The sequence below is a fragment of the Corynebacterium pilosum DSM 20521 = CIP 103422 genome, from assembly GCF_000373805.1.
In the GTDB taxonomy this organism is placed as follows: Bacteria; Actinomycetota; Actinomycetes; order Mycobacteriales; family Mycobacteriaceae; genus Corynebacterium; species Corynebacterium pilosum.
In genome coordinates, this window is sequence record NZ_KB892448.1 from 1 (window position 1) to 17,695 (window position 17,695).

General features: G+C 58.3%; 15 protein-coding genes. All 15 read right to left on the minus strand.

Going from position 1 to position 17,695, the window contains the following annotated elements:
* Nucleotides 1–486 precede the first annotated feature (486 nt).
* Nucleotides 487–1,773: a tyrosine--tRNA ligase gene (gene tyrS, locus B097_RS0104875; protein WP_018581424.1), complete on the minus strand. Its 1,287-nt coding sequence runs from the start codon at nucleotides 1,771–1,773 to the stop codon at nucleotides 487–489.
* A 72-nt stretch (nucleotides 1,774–1,845) separates the two neighbouring features.
* Nucleotides 1,846–2,028 (minus strand): Trm112 family protein, encoded by a 183-nt coding sequence (locus B097_RS0104880; RefSeq protein WP_018581425.1) that lies wholly within the window; start codon nucleotides 2,026–2,028, stop codon nucleotides 1,846–1,848.
* Entirely contained in the window at nucleotides 2,025–2,684 is a 660-nt protein-coding gene (locus B097_RS0104885; RefSeq protein WP_026254317.1) for a hypothetical protein, read from the minus strand. Before B097_RS0104885 ends, B097_RS0104880 begins: the two co-directional genes overlap by 4 nt.
* Nucleotides 2,671–4,251 carry a vWA domain-containing protein gene (locus B097_RS0104890; protein ID WP_018581427.1) on the minus strand — a complete coding sequence of 527 codons (1,581 nt, stop codon included), beginning with the start codon at nucleotides 4,249–4,251 and terminating at the stop codon, nucleotides 2,671–2,673. Before B097_RS0104890 ends, B097_RS0104885 begins: the two co-directional genes overlap by 14 nt.
* Complete coding sequence (locus B097_RS0104895) at nucleotides 4,251–5,408, minus strand: hypothetical protein (protein ID WP_018581428.1); 1,158 nt, start codon at nucleotides 5,406–5,408, stop codon at nucleotides 4,251–4,253. Before B097_RS0104895 ends, B097_RS0104890 begins: the two co-directional genes overlap by 1 nt.
* Before the next feature lie 46 nt (nucleotides 5,409–5,454).
* Nucleotides 5,455–6,891, minus strand: coding sequence for an argininosuccinate lyase (gene argH / locus B097_RS0104900; RefSeq protein WP_018581429.1), 1,437 nt, complete (start codon nucleotides 6,889–6,891; stop codon nucleotides 5,455–5,457).
* Nucleotides 6,891–8,096, minus strand: coding sequence for an argininosuccinate synthase (locus B097_RS0104905; RefSeq protein WP_018581430.1), 1,206 nt, complete (start codon nucleotides 8,094–8,096; stop codon nucleotides 6,891–6,893). Before B097_RS0104905 ends, argH begins: the two co-directional genes overlap by 1 nt.
* 98 nt (nucleotides 8,097–8,194) lie before the next feature.
* On the minus strand, nucleotides 8,195–8,692 hold the full coding sequence (locus B097_RS0104910) for an arginine repressor (protein ID WP_018581431.1): 498 nt from the start codon (nucleotides 8,690–8,692) through the stop codon (nucleotides 8,195–8,197).
* Nucleotides 8,693–9,631: an ornithine carbamoyltransferase gene (argF, locus tag B097_RS0104915; RefSeq protein WP_018581432.1), complete on the minus strand. Its 939-nt coding sequence runs from the start codon at nucleotides 9,629–9,631 to the stop codon at nucleotides 8,693–8,695. It lies immediately after the preceding gene.
* A 1-nt stretch (nucleotide 9,632) separates the two neighbouring features.
* Nucleotides 9,633–10,835 carry an acetylornithine transaminase gene (locus B097_RS0104920; protein ID WP_018581433.1) on the minus strand — a complete coding sequence of 401 codons (1,203 nt, stop codon included), beginning with the start codon at nucleotides 10,833–10,835 and terminating at the stop codon, nucleotides 9,633–9,635.
* A 2-nt stretch (nucleotides 10,836–10,837) separates the two neighbouring features.
* A complete protein-coding gene (gene argB, locus B097_RS0104925; protein ID WP_018581434.1) occupies nucleotides 10,838–11,776 on the minus strand; it encodes an acetylglutamate kinase in 939 nt (312 codons plus the stop codon).
* A gap of 29 nt (nucleotides 11,777–11,805) precedes the next feature.
* Nucleotides 11,806–12,978, minus strand: a complete 1,173-nt coding sequence (gene argJ / locus B097_RS0104930; protein ID WP_018581435.1) for a bifunctional glutamate N-acetyltransferase/amino-acid acetyltransferase ArgJ — start codon at nucleotides 12,976–12,978, stop codon at nucleotides 11,806–11,808.
* 9 nt (nucleotides 12,979–12,987) lie between these two features.
* Nucleotides 12,988–14,031 (minus strand): N-acetyl-gamma-glutamyl-phosphate reductase, encoded by a 1,044-nt coding sequence (argC, locus tag B097_RS0104935; RefSeq protein ID WP_018581436.1) that lies wholly within the window; start codon nucleotides 14,029–14,031, stop codon nucleotides 12,988–12,990.
* Nucleotides 14,032–14,084: 53 nt separating this feature from the next.
* Nucleotides 14,085–16,613 (minus strand): phenylalanine--tRNA ligase subunit beta, encoded by a 2,529-nt coding sequence (gene pheT / locus B097_RS0104940; RefSeq protein WP_018581437.1) that lies wholly within the window; start codon nucleotides 16,611–16,613, stop codon nucleotides 14,085–14,087.
* A 12-nt stretch (nucleotides 16,614–16,625) separates the two neighbouring features.
* The gene (pheS, locus tag B097_RS0104945; RefSeq protein ID WP_026254318.1) at nucleotides 16,626–17,672 is read right to left on the minus strand and encodes a phenylalanine--tRNA ligase subunit alpha; all 1,047 of its coding nucleotides are present in this window, start codon (nucleotides 17,670–17,672) and stop codon (nucleotides 16,626–16,628) included.
* Nucleotides 17,673–17,695: the final 23 nt, after the last annotated feature.

Consider the following 17,695-nt stretch of genomic DNA (forward strand, 5'->3'; position numbering starts at 1 on the left):
GCTGGCAAAAAGTAAACAACCATAAACAAATATGATTCATCTACCAAATTGAATGCACATTAAATATGCACACCCATGCTGCACCGAAAAAATCTAAACACACCACAACCACGGAAGCTGTAGCATGACCGGCACACACCAACAACAACCACTCAAGGCCACTGCAAGCACACAGGCACACACACCAACACACAAACAAAAAAGTACATTGGCACACTATCGAGTTCTCACACAACATTCGCACACCCGATTGGATCTTTTCACTAAGATCTTCTCTGAGCGGCTGGACTTCTTAACTTAGCTGACTTGTTCATTCTGTGTCAACTTCGTGTTTACGTCCGTGTCGCCGGATCACCTTCGCGGTCTCCCTGGCGACGTGAATTAATCTACACACTAAGATCATCATTGCAAAATCTGCAGGTCAGAATGGAAAACCGCGGCCTGTTAAAGGCCGCGGTTAAACGTTGGGGTCTGCTGTAGGTGGACTTAACCGTTTACCTTCACACCAGCGAAGTTCTTCTTGCCTCGACGCAAGACAAGCCATGTGCCGTGGAGGAGATCTTCGGCTTCCGGGGTCCACTCCTCCGACTCAATGCGCTGGTTATTTACGTAAGCGCCACCCTCCTTCACAGCGCGGCGCGCGTTTCCTCGGGAATCAACTAGGCCGGATCCCACGAGAAGGTCGATGATCGTGCGATCATCGCCGGGGTTGACCTCGAGAACCTCGGTCTCCGAAACCGCAGAAGCCAGTGTTTTTTCGTCGAGGTCAGCAAGTTCGGCTCGACCGAACAATGCCTGAGAGGCAAGTTCGACAGCCTTGGTGGCCTCAGGCCCGTGCACCAAATCAGTCATTTCGCGAGCAAGTCGCTTCTGCGCCTCACGCTTGAATGGCCGTTCGGCCACCTCGACTTCGAGTACTTCCAACTCTTCCTTGGTCAGGAAGGTAAACCAGCGCAAGTAGCGGATCACATCAGCATCCGCGGCATTGATGAAGTACTGGTACCAGGTGTACGGGCTGGTCATTTCAGGGTCGAGCCATAGTGAACCGCCGCCAGTGGACTTACCAAATTTCTTTCCCTCGGAGTCCGTCACCAACGGAACAGTTAGTGCGTGGACCTGTTCCTGGTCCATCCGGCGGTTAAGGTCAACACCTGCAACCAGGTTGCCCCACTGGTCGCCGCCGCCAACCTGCAGAACGCAGTCGTACTTGCGTCGAAGCTGGACGTAATCATTGGCTTGGAGAAGCATGTAGGAGAACTCAGTGTATGAAATGCCATCGTTTTCTAGGCGACGCTTGACAGTGTCACGTGCCAGCATGGTCGACAGCGGGAAGTGCTTGCCGATGTCACGCAGAAAAGAGATGACCGTAAGGTCCTTCGTCCAATCGTTGTTGTTCACCAGCTGTGCTGCATTCTCGCCTTCAAAAGAGACGAAACGCTGCAGCTGACCAGAAATTCGCTCGGCCCACTCCCCTACTGTGTCCGCAGAGTTCATCGAGCGCTCACCAACATCACGAGGGTCACCGATCATGCCAGTCGCACCACCGGCTAGCACTAGTGGCCGGTGTCCGGCTTCCTGAAAACGGCGCAACATGAGCAGCGGGACCAAGTGCCCGGCGTGCAGCGAAGGACCAGTGGGGTCAAACCCGCAGTAAAGGGTGATTGGCTGGGTGGTCGCTTCACGCAACTGGTCCAAATCTGTGGACTGGTTGATCAAACCGCGCCAGGAAAGTTCGTCAATGATATTTACTGGTGCGTCCGTAGTGGTAGACACGAAAAACTCCTCAGAAAGATGAATTGATAAATTGATAAATCGTCGCGGGCTGCAAGAACGCCGCGCGGCAGATTAGGAAGCGGTTGAGTTCCACTCCTGGGCTTCGTCGATAAGCAGGACCGGAATGCCATCGTCGATCCGATAGGCCAGATTCAACCTTTCATTGACCAAGAGCTGTTCATCTTCCAGATAGGTCAAAGGGCCGTTGTCCTTTGGGCACGCCAATACCTCGAGCAATTTCGGATCCAAAGTCATGGTTCCTCAGTGTACCCGCTACCTGACGGCGGTTCGTCGTTAAGACCCGGCAGGTTGCCAAACTTTGAACGCAACATCCGTGCATGGGAGTTCAACTCGCGCACATTATTATCCAAAATGGCCTGTTTAATGTTGTCTGAGGCTTTGGTTAGCGTGACAAGCGAATCGACGACGCCTTCGACGGCGGCAGGTAACTCCAAGTTTGGAGCATCAAGATATGTTTCAATCACCTGCGGCAGATAAATCTCCACAATGTTCCACATGTTCTGCTGATGCTCGGGTGACGTCTCAAGATCATCCCACTCTGCAAGAACAAACCGCACACTTTGATCCAGCGTACGTGCTTGAGTCATCACTTCACTGGGGGGCCGCGCTGCACGAAGTTTGTCCACTGACAGACGTAAGGTTCTCTGTAACTTGAGCGGAGTCGGCTCTGGTCGCGGGGTCGGTAAAGCCTTAGGCTTTGCCTCTGGGGTAAGCGAAACACCCGCGCCCCAGGCCGCCAACGCAGCCACACCCCACAACGCGCCTAAGCCAAAAGTCAAGTGTCCTAGGACCACTGCCGCCGCTGCCCCTAATCCGACGAGGTTCTTGCGTGAAGTGAGGAAATTTGTGGAAATGCCCGTCTCATCAGGGCGTTTTTTACTGGTAGGCACGAATCTCCTTAAATACTTGTGGCAGATCACCGTCGATAGCATTGAAGACCTTGCCCCCAGTGAGATCCGCTAGCCAGGTCATTTCCTCCTCACTAGCTTCCCCGTAGAGGATCACAAAGACTGGGATTTCCTTCGTTTCCTCTGGCAAAGTCGCATACTCCGCTTCGAATCGGTAGTAATCGGGGCCCTCCGTGACGGCGCCGTCGCTGAGCAAAACAATAGATGGAATGCCACTTTCAGTATCGGCTTCCCGCAAGGCTGCTAGCAACGTGGAATACAGCGGAGTCATGCCTTCCGCCTCGAGGCCCTCTGCATAATTGGATAGCTCAGCAATCGCTTGCGGATCGCCCCGGTTGATGACCTGTGTCATAGGCTCCACCGTCGGGTCGAAAGGCCAGATAGTTACTTTCTCATTGTCCCGCAGAGAAACATCGCCAGTGACAGTGAATGACTCACCGCTGATCAGCCCGTCCATGATGGCCTTAAGACTTGCCATCCTCATGCCTTCCATTGAACCCGATGTGTCCAGCACATACGTTGTGCTGCCGGGGTTCCGGTACTCATTGTTATAAGCATCCAGAAGCGTATCGACGACAAGTTGGTCACCAGGAAACGCCAGCTCAATGACTCCTTGCCGGGATAGCTCTTCCGGCACGCTGTCCACACGCTCCACAGGGCGACGATAGGTCTGGGCAATCTCCTCCTGGTGATTCAGCAACCATTCTGTTAATGCTGCGACCTTCTCTCCCGCCTGCTCCGTCGCGGGTTGCGCGAGAGTGGATAGTGGGTAATCTGCGGAAATCACACCATCACGGGGAATTACCACCGTAATGGGGTGGCCTTCGTCGCGAAGCTGGTAGAGCGTGGACTCGTAGTTGATGATCGCGTCGAGCTTGCCAGGATTGTCTACAAACGTTCCTGCGAGCCACCCTGAGGAACCGGACACCAAGTCTTGGGCTTGATACAGCTTCTTCATCGGCTCGTGGATCTTGTGGATATCTTCTCTCGTCAGAGCCTGCCCGGTATCGGCAAATGATGTGGAAACAGACACAAGTGCGGAAAAGCCGGAGTTCGATGCTGTTGGGTCCGTCATCCCGAAGGTGAACTCATTGTTTGCTGCTGCTTCGGCAAACTCAGCCCATGTCGGTTGTTCTGTATCCCAGCCAAGGCGCTTCGCTGATTCTGTCCAGACACCGAAGGCTACAGGGCTGGTTGCAATCTTTGTCTCGTCGGCAAGCTTGTCCTGCGCGCCGATAAGGTCTACGTAACGATTAGTAGCAAACCAGGTCGCGTCAACGGTGCCGTCGTACCCGCCCTGCTTGAGCATCTGGGAATTTTCCAGCGTTCCTGTGGGAGATCGGAGAATGATGGGAAATCCGAGATCCTCCGAAGCCTGATTCACCAGTGGCTCGAGGTCTTGGAGCTCGGTGGCAGCAACAATGGTCAACGGTTCGTCGTCGAAGTTCTTGCCTCTCGAGAAAATGCCAGAATCTGGGGCTTCGCCGGCACAACCCACCAATCCAATTCCTGCAAGTAGTGCAACTAGGGCCAACCACACGCGGTTCATTAGTGTTCCTCCACTTCCTGTGGTGGCGTCGAATACGCATTGCCAACTTCTCTAATCAACTCTTCCAAGCGCTCATAGGACGGAGGGTCAACTGTGGCGAGGTACGTTTCTGGTGGAGTGAGTTCGTGTTCAGCCATCACTTCTTCAAATGCCGGAGAGTTATTCGGCCTAAACCCATGGCGTGCCGCCAATTCTTGCAGCGCAGAATCTTCTGCTAGCAGCCGCGCGATCTCCTCCCCCTCCTCGGTCAGGCCTACAACACCATGCTTGGCCTGCACCGTTGGGTAAAGATAAAGCAGGACATTGTCGTCACCAATCCGAGAATTGGGTTTCATCTGCTCGCCCAAGTATTGGGCTTCGTAGACCAAGACCATTGGCGCGGCCCCCATGCCTTGACTGAGGTAATCGGCGAATGGCCCTGCAGAGCTTGACGCTGTGTACCCCTGGCCGGTGAAGAAAGGAGTGATCTGATCTGCCAGGAAAGCAGGGTCTTCGGCCTGCTCCGGGTACATGTCAGATAGCACCCAGGCGAGAATGGAGAGATACATCGCGGCCGAATTTGATGTACGAATGTCTGTCGTAGAAATCTGGACGGTCCGGGGAGAAGGAAACTCATCTCCCAGATCGCGCCACCGCGTCTCACTTTGCGCAAGCTCCATGAGACCCTGCACGTCGAGGACCTTGTTCGGCCCGTCTTCGCGGATCAGCCCCTGGCGCGTCAAGATGTCGACGATCGGCTGGAAAGTAGCCACCACCATTGGAGAATAGAACGGGTAGGTTGCGCCGTCCGAGGAAAATACACGCTCCACTTTCTCTGTTGCCGGCTCAGATGAAGGAGAAACAAAGTCTTGCCCTGACATATCCATGGTTTCTGCAATTTCGCGCGAACCAGCTGTGCGGACGTTGACTTCATAGCCCAGCTTTTTGAAGCGCTTCTTCACATCTTCGTCCTCGAAGAACGGGCGCTTCTCTGAACCGATGACTCCGCTTACCTGCGTTGTGGACGATCCAGCGAAAGGGTTCAGCGCGCCGAGATTAATATTCGGCATTCCGAAGCGTCCGACCACCACTGCAGCTATCGCAACAATGATAAGAAAAACGCCAAGGCCAACCGATCGTGAGCGACCGGAGCCCTTGGCGTTTGAACCAGCATCCATAATCTCACTTTAAGTGACTGGAGTCTCGTTCGCAGCGCAACTCAGTTTACGCAGAACGTACTGGCTGCTTTGCCCATGCGCGGTAGGAGGCGTTCGCTTCCTCTACCCTGTCGCGTTGTTCCTCGACTCGTGGACGAGCCGTTCCGCCACGAGTGTCACGTGATGCCACAGCACCGTCAATGGTGAGAACTTCCCGGACCTCTGGAGTGAGTCGCTCATCCACGCTGGCGAGTTCTTCGTCGGTCAGATCCACCAAGTCGACGCCACGCTGTTCAGCGATGCGGACGCACGCGCCCGATGCCTCGTGAGCTTCGCGGAATGGAACACCTTGGCGCACCATCCACTCGGCCAAATCAGTCGCCAGCGTGTACCCCTGAGGTGCAAGCTCCCGCATCCGATCTTCGTGGAAGACCAACGTAGCTGTTAGCCCAGTCATAGCAGGCAGAAGCAGCTTCAGTTGAGAAATCGAATCGACCAACGGCTCTTTATCTTCCTGCAGGTCACGGTTGTACGCCAGCGGCTGAGCCTTCAACGTTGCCATCAGGCCGGCAAGGTTGCCGATCAAACGGCCAGACTTTCCACGGGTCAGCTCCGCGACATCCGGGTTCTTTTTCTGTGGCATGATCGACGAACCGGTCGACCACTCGTCGTGAAGCGTGATGTACCCAAACTCCGGAGTCGACCACGCAATGATCTCCTCCGCGAAACGCGAGAGGTCGATGCCGATCTGTGCCAACACAAACGCCGCCTCAGAGGCGAAGTCGCGGCTGGCGGTGCCGTCGAGGGAATTGTCGGTCGCGGAATCAAAGCCGAGCTCTTCCGCGATCGCCTCTGGGTTGAGTTTCAGCGACGAACCCGCCAATGCCCCAGAACCATAAGGAGACACGGCCAAGCGCTTGTCCAGATCCTGGATGCGCTCGAGGTCGCGCAGCATTGGCTGTGCATGGGCTAGCAGCGAGTGCGCAAGCAAAATCGGTTGGGCCGCCTGGAAGTGTGTCTTGCCAGGCATGATCGCATCGGGGTGTGCCTTCGCCTGATCGACGAGTGCGTCGATCAGGTCGGTGATGTCCAAGGCGACGTCGCGCAGGGCGTCGCGAAGCCACATGCGGAACATGGCGGCGACTTGGTCATTGCGGGAGCGGCCGGCACGCAGGCGCCCACCAATTTCTGGGCCGACGCGATCGATGAGCCCACGCTCCATTGCGCCATGGACGTCCTCATCCGACGGATCAGGAGTAAAAGAACCGTCAGCTACGTCCTTGCCCAGTTGCTCGAGGCCGTCGAGCATGGTGGCCAGGTCCTCGTCGGAAAGCAAACCTGCCTGGTTGAGAACCTTGGCATGGGCTTTCGACGCCAACACGTCATAAGGCGCCAATACCCAGTCGAAGTGGGTGGAGACGCTGAGCGCAAACATGGCCTCAGACGGCCCGCCGGAGAACCGGCCGCCCCAGAGTGCTCCTTCGTTCGTGCCGTGCTGCTGCATTAGTTCTGGCCTGCTTCGCGGTCGCGCTTATTAGCGATCTTGGAGGACAGGCCGTGCAGCTGGACGAAGCCCTTCGCCAAGGTCTGGTCGAAGGTGTCGCCGGTGTCGTAGGTAGCCAGGTTGAAGTCGTACAGCGAGTGGTTGGAACGGCGACCATTGACGGTAGCGGTACCAGCATGGAGAACCATGCGGATGTCACCGGTGACGTGCTCCTGGGTGGACTCAATGAACGCATCCAGAGAACGCTTCAGTGGGGAGAACCACAGGCCGTCGTAGACTTCCTCGGACCAGCGTGCTTCAATCAGACGCTTGTAGCGTGCAAGTTCACGCTCCACGGTGACATCCTCGAGTGCCTCGTGCGCGGTGATCAACGCGACAGCACCCGGTGCCTCATAAATCTCACGGGACTTGATACCAACCAGACGGTCTTCCACCATGTCCAGGCGGCCAATTCCCTGCGCGCCTGCACGGCGGTTCATCTCTTCGATGGCCTCCAAGACCGTGACGGGCTTGCCATCGATGGCAACCGGCTTACCGGCCTCGAAGGAAATGATGACCTCATCCGGCGCGTTGCCCAGCGCTGGATCCTCGGTGTAGGCGTACAGATCCTTCGTCGGGGCGTTCCACAGGTCCTCCAGGAAACCGGTCTCCACAGCGCGGCCCCACACATTCTGGTCAATGGAGAATGGGGACGAAGCGGACTGCTCGATAGGCAGGTCGATCTTCTCCGCGTACTCGATCGCCTTGTCACGGGTCCATGCAAAGTCACGAGCCGGCGCGATGATCTCCAGGTTTGGATCATTGTCCATGAAGCCAACCTCGAAGCGCACCTGGTCATTGCCCTTGCCGGTGCAACCGTGTGAAACGTGAGTGCCACCGAACTCCTTGGCGGCCTCAACGAGATGCTTCACGATCAATGGGCGGGAAATCGCGGACACCAGCGGGTACTGCTTCATGTACTTGCCGTTGGCCTTGATCGTCGGCAAGCAGTAGTCATCCGCGAATTCATCCTTCGCGTCGACGACGATGGACTCGACCGCACCACAGTCGAGGGCGCGCTGGCGCACGGACTCCATATCCTCGCCACCCTGGCCCAGGTCCAGAGATACTGCGACGACTTCGCCGCCGGTCATTTCTGCCAGGTAAGGGATCGCTACAGAGGTGTCGAGGCCGCCCGAGTAGGCAAGCACTACGCGATTAGTCATGTGTTACTCCTTTAGAAAGATTTCGGTGTATCAGAGTACCGGGTTATGGGCTGGCCGTGTGCCTCGCCCCGCCCAGTTCTATGTTCTATTGTGAAGCGTCAGTGCGGTCGCTGTTCAGGCGTAGCAGCTAGCTGAGACGCTAGTTCCTTGCCGGAGACTGGGTCTCGCGCGAGCACGAAGATCGTGTCGTCCCCGGCGATCGTTCCGACGACCGACTCCAGGCCCACTCTGTCGATATAGCTCGCCAGGTACTGCGCGGCCCCCGGCGGGGTGCGCAACACTGCGATGTTGGCAGAATGGTCAACGGAAACGACCAGTTCTTCGAGCATGCGTCGCAATTTGTCACGGGGACCTGTGGAGGCTTCCGCAAGATTTTGCTCGATGATGCTCACCGTATAAAACGACCTGCCACCCGATGCCGGTCGCACCTTTTTCGCCCCCAGCTCGTCGAGGTCGCGTGACAGGGTCGCCTGGGTAATGTCGATCCCCTCGTCCAGCAACAGCTCCGAGAGCTGAACCTGCGAGTGCACCCGCGTCGAATTCAGCAGGTCAAGGATTTTCCCTTGACGGGCAGTGCGTGAGGCTGGTGCGGACATCTACTGATTCTCCAGCAGCCAGACCAACAGCGCCTTCTGTGCGTGCAAACGATTTTCGGCTTCATCGAAGACACGCGAGGCTGGCCCGTCGATCACGTCGGCGGTCACTTCGTTGCCACGGTAGGCAGGAAGGCAGTGCAGGAAGATTGCCTCCTCCCCTGCCTTCTCCATGATGTCAGTGGTGACCTGGTACGGCAGGAACGGGGTGAGTCGGTCTTTACCGTCGTTTTCCATCCCCATCGACACCCAGGTGTCGGTGATAACTACATCGGCACCTTGGACCTCGTCGATATCGGACGTAACGACGACCGTTGCCCCAGTCTCCTCTGCACGTGCGCGCGCTCGGTCAACGAATTCCTGTTTAGGCAGGAAGCTCTCCGGGCCGACAATTGAAATGTCCATGCCCGCGGTAGCGAAACCGATCATGTACGAATTCGCCATGTTGTTGTCGCCATCGCCCAGGTAGACGGCCTTCTTCCCCTTCAAGCCCGCGGGGCCTTCTTCAGGGCAGAGGTTTTCCACAACGGTTTGGAGATCAGCCAGGATCTGGCAGGGGTGCAAATCGTCCGATAACGCATTAACGATGGGCACCGTCGCCGTCTCCGCCATGTCTAAAAGATTCTGGTGCGCATAAGTGCGCCACACGATCGCCTCAACGAAACGCGACAGCACAGCGCCTGTGTCTTGGTACGTCTCGCCTTTGCCCATCTGGGAGTTGCCAGTTTCAGTGACAATCGCATGCCCACCCAGGTGCGCGATGCCGGCATCAAAGGAAAAACGGGTGCGTGTGGAAGTTTTATCGAACAGCACAGCCACTGAGAACGGGCCTTCTAGCGGCCGCTTGGACAATGGCGCTTTCTTCAGTTCGGCGGCAAGCTCGAGTACCTCGGCCTGTTCTGCTGGGGTCAGGTCATCGTCGGCAAGAAAATGTCGTGGCATCCTACTTCCCTTCCTTCTCATCGTTATTTTCTGCTTTCAGCACTTCTTTAAGGGTTGCATCGATGCGTCGGACAGCCTCATCGATGTCGTCATCGGTGATGACCAACGGCGGGGTGAGTCGGAGAATATTGTCGGCTGGAGCGTTAAGAATTACGCCTTGTTTGTAGCCTTCCTCCACGGCTGCCTTCGCCACGGGCTGGTCGAGGACAACGCCGAGCATCAGTCCACGTCCCCGCACGTCGGTCACCGTGTCGAGCGCAGTGAGCTTATCGACGAACACCTCTCCCTTTCGCTTCACGTCAGCAACGAAGTCCTCGTCGACAACGTCGAGTACTGCTGAGGCTGCCGCGCACGCTACTGGGTTTCCCCCGAAGGTGGTGCCGTGGGAACCGGGTCCAAAGAGCTCCGCGGCTTTTCCGCGTGCCAGGCACGCGCCGATGGGCAGTCCCCCGCCCAAACCCTTCGCCATCGTGACCACGTCTGGCACGACACCTTCGTGTTGGTGGGCGAAGAAGTCGCCGGTGCGGCCAATACCGGTTTGGACCTCGTCGACAATCATCAGGGTCCCGTGCTTATCGCAGAGGTCGCGAACTTGTTGCAGGAAACCTTCGGGCGCAGGGATCACTCCTGTCTCGCCTTGGATGGGTTCCAGGAAAATGGCGGCGACATCGGTCGGGTTGGTCTCGACAGTCTTGGTCAGAAAATCAATATCCCCGTAGGGGTAAAACTCCACTCCCGGAGCGAGGGGCTCAAAAGGCTTGCGCTTATCCGGCTGACCAGTCAGAGCCAGAGATCCCATCGTCCGGCCATGGAAGCCGTTTTGCGCTGCCAGCACGCGGCGCCGACCCGTGAGGCGTGCAAGTTTGAAGGCTGCTTCGTTTGCCTCACCCCCGGAATTGCAGAAGAAGATCCGTGCGCTTTGATCACCGAAACGCTGCTGCAATGCGGCTGCCACCTCGACGACAGGTGCAGAGGCGAACAGGTTTGACACGTGACCAAGTTGGCCGACTTGGTCGGACACCGCCTCGACGATAGCCCGGTGGCCATGCCCCAAGGCATTGACGGCAATGCCTGCGAGCAGGTCAATATACTCTTTTCCTTCGGCACCAGTCACGGTCGCTCCGGAGCCAGAGACGAGCTCGATCGGAGGTGTCCCGTAGGTGTTCATGAGGACATTGCCCCATGTCGTGGTTGCGTCGCTCATCGTTATACGTCCTTCCTGAAGACTGTGCCTTCTGGGTAATCATCGCGCTGGTAATCGTCGGGAAGCACCATTGTGCCAATGCCGCCCATCGTTAGCAGCTCCAGCAGTACCGAGTGGGCGATTCGCCCATCGATAACGTGTGCAGCCTTCACGCCGCCCTTGACGGCTCGGAGGCAGGATTCCATTTTGGGAATCATTCCAGAGTCAAGGTTGGGAAGTAGCTCTTCGAGATCGTCGGCGACGATTTTAGAGACCAGCGAATCCTTGTTCGGCCAGTCGGTGTAGAGGCCTTCGACATTGGTCAGGATCACCAGTCGCTCCGCTTTCAAGGCCTCTGCCAGAGCACCCGCGGCGGAGTCAGCGTTGATGTTGTAGACATTGCCATCTGTCCCCGGGGCGATGCCCGATACCACAGGGATGCGTCCGGCATCGATGATGTCCATCACCGCGTCCGGGTTTACGTCGACGATATCGCCGACTAAACCAATGTCGGTCTTCTTCCCGTCAAGATCGACAAAGCGCTTCTCCGCGGTGAACAACCCGGCGTCTTCACCCGAGGTGCCGACGGCATACGGCCCATGACTATTGATCAGGCCGACCAAATCGCGACCAACCTGGCCGAACAGCACCATGCGAACAATGTCCATGACCTCGGGCGTAGTGACCCGGAAGCCGCCTCTGAATTCGCCTTCGAGACCGACGCGCTTCAGCATCGCGGAGATCTGCGGGCCACCACCGTGGACGACCACGGGTTTTGCGCCCACCGTGCGCAGAAACACCATGTCTGCCGCGAACGCCTTCTTCAGCTCGTCGTCGACCATGGCGTTGCCACCGTACTTAACGACGACGATCTTGTCGCGGAAGTGCATCAACCATGGCAGTGCCTCGGCTAAAACGTTAGCTCTGATCTCACTGGTCAGGCTTTTCATCATGTCCTGCATTGTTGTCCTTAACTGTGGGGCTGCCCGACCTAAGAGCTATAGGCCGAATTGATTTCAACGTACGCGTGGGAAAGGTCAGTTGTTCGAACTGTTGCGGTGCCTTTTCCACCGGTTCCCAGGTCAACTCGCACGTCAATGTCTTCACCACTCAGATCCACGTCGCGGGCGCCGGGGGTACCGGTCGTGTTTTCGCACACAGCCTCCCCGTTGAAGTACACCGAGATTCGGTCTGGATCCATTGCCGCGTCTGCCATACCCACCGCGGCAAGCACGCGGCCCCAGTTGGGATCAGACCCGAACATGGCGCATTTGAAGAGATTGTCGCGGCCCAGAGTTCGCGCAGCGTTTAGCGCTTCCTCGTTCGAATCGGTTCCGTCGACGGTAATTGTGACCCGCTTGGTCACGCCTTCAGCATCGGCCTGCATTTGGTTGGCGATATCCAGACACACTTCATAGACAGCCTCGTTCAGCTCCTCTTGGGTAGGCGTCACACCCGAAGCGCCAGATGCCATCAGGATCACAGTGTCGTTCGTCGAGGTCGAGCCGTCGATATCCAGTGTGTCGAAGGTGACAGCGCTGGCCTGACGCAATGCCACGTCGAGAGCCTCTGGGCTTGCCGAGGCATCCGTAGTGACACACACCAACATCGTGGCCAAAGACGGTGCCATCATGCCCACGCCCTTGCCCATCGCGCCAACGGACCAGCCGTCGCGCTGGGTGACAGCCTGCTTTGAGACTGTGTCCGTCGTCATGATGGCTTCGGCAGCCGTCGTCCCGTGATCGCCACTGGTGCCCAGCGCTCCGAGGAAAAGTTCGATGCCTCCGAGGATAGTCTCCATCGGAAGCAGCTCGCCGATGAGCCCCGTTGAGCACACCGCAACATCAGTTGGGTTCTCACAGCCAAGGTGCTGGGCGGCATGGGTCTGCATCGCTGCAGCATCCTTGTCGCCTTGGACGCCATTGCACGCGTTCGCGTTACCCGAGTTGTACACCACCGCGCGCAAGACACCGTCAGCAACAGCCTCGCGCGATAGCTTGACGGGAGATGCGACGACGCGGTTGCGGGTGAATACGGCGGCGGCATGAAACTCGGGGCCGTTATTGACGACAAGCGCCATGTCTGGATTGCCCGAAGCTTTGATACCGGCGGTGACACCAGCGGCGCTAAAACCCTTCGGCGCAGTAATTCCCAATGCAGTCATGTTTTCTCCTTAAGGGGTAACGCCGGCTTGGGGTAGGCCCGCAGTCTCATCGAAACCAAGGGCGATATTCATACACTGCACCGCTGCTCCACCGGTACCCTTGGTCAAGTTATCAATCGCGCTGGTGACAAGCAGTTTTCCTGCCTGGGCATCCACCTCAACCTGGACGTGGCACATGTTGGAGCCCACAACGTTTTGGGTCTGAGGTTGAGCACCTGCTGGAAGCACGTGCACGAAAGGTTCATCTTTATAAAACTCTTCATACACAGCGCGTGCTGCATCATCGGTGACACCCTTGGCTAGCGGCATGGTAGCTGTGGTCAGAATGCCACGTGGAAGAGGTGCAAGCACCGGAGTGAAGCTGACAGTGATGTCCTTGTCGGTCACCTCAGCCACGTTTTGGGCGACCTCGGGAGTGTGGCGGTGCTTGCCTGCGGTGTTATAAGCCTTCAAAGAACCCATCGTTTCCGCGCCCAGCATCGCGACCGATGCCTTCTTCCCCGCGCCAGATACACCTGTGATCGACACGATCGAGATGTCTGGTTCGGCGATGCCGGCCTCCACTGCGGGCAGCACGGCCAAGGTGGCGCCGGTAGGGAAACATCCCGGTACCGCGATTCGACGAGCCTGGACGATTTCTTCGCGATGTCCCGGCATTTCAGGAATGCCGTAAGGCCACGAGCCCGCATGTTCCGAACCGTAGTATGCGGTCCAGTCCTCCGCGCTCTTCAGCCGGAAGTCCGCAGCACAGTCGATGACAAGGGTGTCGTCGCTAAGCGCTGCCCCGATGTCCGCGGAAAAACCGTGCGGAAGGCCCAAAAAGACCACATCGTGGCCGTCCAATACCTCAGTGGTGGTGGGCTGGATCACGCGTTCAGCCAGCTGGGGCAGGTGAGGCATGAGGTCAGCGACGTGCTGGCCGGCGTTCGAGTTGCCGGTCAGCGCGCCAATCTCTATCTCCCCCGCCAGGTATTTCGGGTGTTGAAGCAACAGGCGCAGGATCTCTCCGCCTGCATATCCTGTTGCTCCTGCTACTGCTACCTTGATTGCCATGCATGCCACTGTAGCATTTATGCAACGGCATGCAAACTATTCATCGCGGAAGTTTATGCACGCATCTCCGCACCGAATCGCTGCTGCGCCAGCTCGGCTGCCTTCAAGCGCGCCTCCGAGGCCTCATCGTCGGTCAACGTACGATCGCCAGCGCGGAACAGCAGCTTGAAAGCAAGGGACTTCTTACCCGCGCCGAGTTTGTCACTGCGGAACACGTCGAAGAGTTCGACGGTCTCTAGCAACTCTCCGGCACCTTCCTCAACAGCCTGGCGCACTGCCTCCGAAGGCACGTCCTCATCCACGGTCAGCGCGATATCCTGGTGCAGCGCCGGGAAGCTCGACAGCACTGGTGCTGGGAACTTTTCCCGCAGCGGTAGCGCGGTCAGGTCGATCTCCATGGCACACAGACGGGGCGGAAGCTCGAGGGCCTCCAAGACCTGCGGGTGCAGCTCGCCGGCATAACCGACGATCTCCCCATCCACCTTGAGCGCAGCGCAGCGACCTGGATGCCACGGCAAATACTCAGCGGATTCGATCTCCAGCTGCACACCTGCAGCACGGGCAACAACCTGCGCGGACTCGATCGCGTCAGCCCAGGTGTAGGCACGCCCCTCGCCCCATGGGCCTGCGTAAACCTTGTCGCCCAAACCAACGGTGACGACGTGCAGTGGCTGCTCAGGCAGCGAGTTGATCAGCTCTTCAACCTCGGCATCGCTCGGACGCTGTGCAACATCCGGCATCGGCGAGGAGTCAGCACGCTGGAAAGCGACCTGCTGCACGCCGTACAAAGTGACATCATGGCGGCCGCGCGCGACGTTACGCCCCACCGCCTCAAGCATCGATGGCAACAACGTCGTGCCCAGCACTGCATAGTCATTGTCCAGCGGGTTCTGGACCTTGACGGCACTGCGTCGAGGATCGTCGTCGGCAAGCCCAAACTTGTCGAATACATCGTTCGCGATGAACGGAGTCGGCAGGATCTCTGCATAACCCGAGTACGCCAAGGCGTGCGTGACAGCCCGGCGTCGGCGCTGCTCCAGCGTCAGGCCGCGTCCGCCGCGCGGGGTCGGGAGGACAAGCGGAATATCATCCAAGCCCTCAAGACGCATGATCTCCTCGATCAAGTCCTCCGGCATGGTGAAATCGGTACGCCACGTCGGCGGGGTCACCGAAAGGACCTCGTCATCACCCTCGCCACCAACGCTTGCGACGGTGCAGCCGACCTCTTCAAGGCGCTTAACGACGACGTCCCGGCCATACTCCACACCAATCAACTCGGACGGGTGGCTAACACGCAGCTGAATCGGCTGTGCTTCCTGCACGGTGCCCTCGACCAAGGTGCGCCCTGGAGAAACGGTGCCGCCGGCGATGCTCACCAGTAGAGCACATGCCATATCCAGGGCGACCTCCACAATCGCGGGATCCACGCCGCGTTCGAACCGGCGGGACGCCTCGGAGGTGAGTTTGTGGCGGCGCGACGTGCGTGCCACGGTGAGAGCATCCCACGTAGCGGACTCGAAGTAGACGTCCGTTGTGGTCTCAGAGATCTCCGAGGTGGTGCCGCCCATGACACCGGCCATGGATTGAATTCCCTTGTCGTCGCAGATCACCACGTCTTCGTCGGAAAGCGTGCGCTCCACGTGGTCGAGGGTTTCGAACTTCTCCCCCGCTTTTGCGTTGCGAATATGCAGGTTGCCGGCAATCTGGCCAGCGTCGAAGGCGTGCATGGGCTGGCCCAGAAGCAGCATGATGTAGTTGGTTACATCGGTTGCCGCGTTGACGGGGCGCTGGCCGGACAGCATCAGTTCGCGCTGGAGCCAGAACGGAGACTCCGCAGCAGGATCAATGCCTTCGACCTTGCGCAGACCGAAGCGCTGGGTCTTGGTGGACTCGTCGGCGGTGATCTCAATCAGTTGCTCAGTCGGGGCCGGCACGGCTGACAGGTCGATACCAGCCACCGAAGGATCCTTGGCCAGATCCGCATAAGGCAGATCAAAAGCTGAGCTAATCTCGCGGGTCAGTCCGCGGGCAGAAAGTGCATAGCCACGGTCTGGGGTGACGTTGACATCGAACACGGTGTCGTCCAGCCCCAATGGGCCACGCGCGTCCTCGCCTGGGGCCCCATAATCGTCGGAAAGCGTGATGATGCCCGCGTTTTGCTTGTCCGTCATGCCTAGCTCAGCTGCGGAGCAGATCATGCCATCGGAAATGTGGTCATACGTCTTGCGCGCAGAGATCTTGAATCCGCCAGGAAGCTCCGCACCCGGCAAGGCGACAACGACGAGGTCGCCCTCTTTGAAATTGCGGGCGCCACAGATGATGCCCTGCAGCTCGCCGGAGCCGTTCGCCTGGCCAACGTCAACCTGGCAGTAACGGATCGGCTTCTTGAACTCGGTGAGCTCCTCAATCTGCTGAACGCGGCCGAAAACGAGGTCCCCGGTGGTCTCTTCGATCGGCTCGTAGCCTTCGGTTTCGAAACCGACGCGGACAAAGCCGTGGTCAAGCACCTCAGGAGCAACTGACCAGTTGTCTGTGCCCGATGCACGCACCAAGCGGGTAATCCAATTCTGGGAAATAAGCATGAGTGTCCTCCCTTATGCCTGCACACCGAATGGAACGGTGAATCGAACGTCGCCTTCAACCATGTCGCGCATGTCGCTGAGGCCATTGCGGAACTGCAAGGTTCGCTCCAGGCCCATGCCGAAAGCGAAACCGGTGTACTCCGTGGGATCAATGCCCACCGCGCGCAGTACGTTCGGGTTGACCATGCCGCAACCGCCCCACTCGATCCAGCCGGCGCCACCCTTCTTGTTCGCAAACCACACGTCTACCTCCGCCGAAGGCTCAGTAAACGGGAAGTAGTTGGTGCGCATCCGCGTCTTGGTTTCCGGGCCGAAGAGCACCTTCGCAAGGTGATCGAGGGTGCCGCGCAGGTGCGCCATGGTCAGCCCCCTGTCCACGGCCAAGCCCTCCACCTGGTGGAAGACCGGGGTGTGGGTTGCGTCTAGTTCGTCGGTGCGGAACACGCGCCCCGGGCAGGCGATATACACCGGTGGCTCACGGTCCAACAGGGTGCGCACCTGTACCGGGGAGGTGTGGGTGCGCAGGACCTGCTTGGAGTCCTTACTGCCGATATAGAAGGTGTCCTGCAGGGTGCGGGCCGGGTGGTCCGGGATGAAGTTCAGCGCATCGAAGTTGAAGTATTCCGCCTCGACCTCTGGGCCTTCGGCAATCTCCCAGCCCATGCCGATGAAAATATCGGCGATATTTTCACTCAGCGTGGTGATCGGGTGCATCGCGCCAGCCTGGGTGCGCGCGGTAGGCATGGTCACATCGACCTTTTCCGCCTTCAGCTGCTGCGCACGGTGTTCTGCCTCGCGCACCTGATGAACCTGCGCGTAATGCTTCTCCACGCGGCCTCGGGCCATGTTCACCATGCGGCCGGCGTCCTTGCGCTCGCTTTTCGGCAAGGTGCCCAGGGCGCGGCGTGCCTGCGGGATAAATGCCTGCTCCCCTAGGTGATCGCGTTTTGCTTGCTCGAGTGCGGCCAAGTCTATGGCGCCATCGAATGCAGCGATGGCCTGCTCTGCGGCCTGGTTCAATGACTCTTCGGTCAACTGGATATCGGGTGTATCAGACACGCTGGAGCTCACCCTCGCCTTTC

Coding starts and splice junctions, on each gene's coding strand:
- argF (WP_018581432.1), bottom strand. CDS start 9,631: ATGCCACGACATTTTCTTGCCGACGATGACCTGACCCCAGCAGAACAG.
- pheT (WP_018581437.1), bottom strand. CDS start 16,613: ATGCTTATTTCCCAGAATTGGATTACCCGCTTGGTGCGTGCATCGGGC.
- argJ (WP_018581435.1), bottom strand. CDS start 12,978: ATGACTGCATTGGGAATTACTGCGCCGAAGGGTTTTAGCGCCGCTGGT.
- B097_RS0104910 (WP_018581431.1), bottom strand. CDS start 8,692: ATGTCCGCACCAGCCTCACGCACTGCCCGTCAAGGGAAAATCCTTGAC.
- B097_RS0104890 (WP_018581427.1), bottom strand. CDS start 4,251: ATGAACCGCGTGTGGTTGGCCCTAGTTGCACTACTTGCAGGAATTGGA.
- B097_RS0104905 (WP_018581430.1), bottom strand. CDS start 8,096: ATGACTAATCGCGTAGTGCTTGCCTACTCGGGCGGCCTCGACACCTCT.
- B097_RS0104920 (WP_018581433.1), bottom strand. CDS start 10,835: ATGAGCGACGCAACCACGACATGGGGCAATGTCCTCATGAACACCTAC.
- B097_RS0104880 (WP_018581425.1), bottom strand. CDS start 2,028: ATGACTTTGGATCCGAAATTGCTCGAGGTATTGGCGTGCCCAAAGGAC.
- argB (WP_018581434.1), bottom strand. CDS start 11,776: ATGCAGGACATGATGAAAAGCCTGACCAGTGAGATCAGAGCTAACGTT.
- argC (WP_018581436.1), bottom strand. CDS start 14,031: ATGGCAATCAAGGTAGCAGTAGCAGGAGCAACAGGATATGCAGGCGGA.
- argH (WP_018581429.1), bottom strand. CDS start 6,891: ATGCAGCAGCACGGCACGAACGAAGGAGCACTCTGGGGCGGCCGGTTC.
- B097_RS0104895 (WP_018581428.1), bottom strand. CDS start 5,408: ATGGATGCTGGTTCAAACGCCAAGGGCTCCGGTCGCTCACGATCGGTT.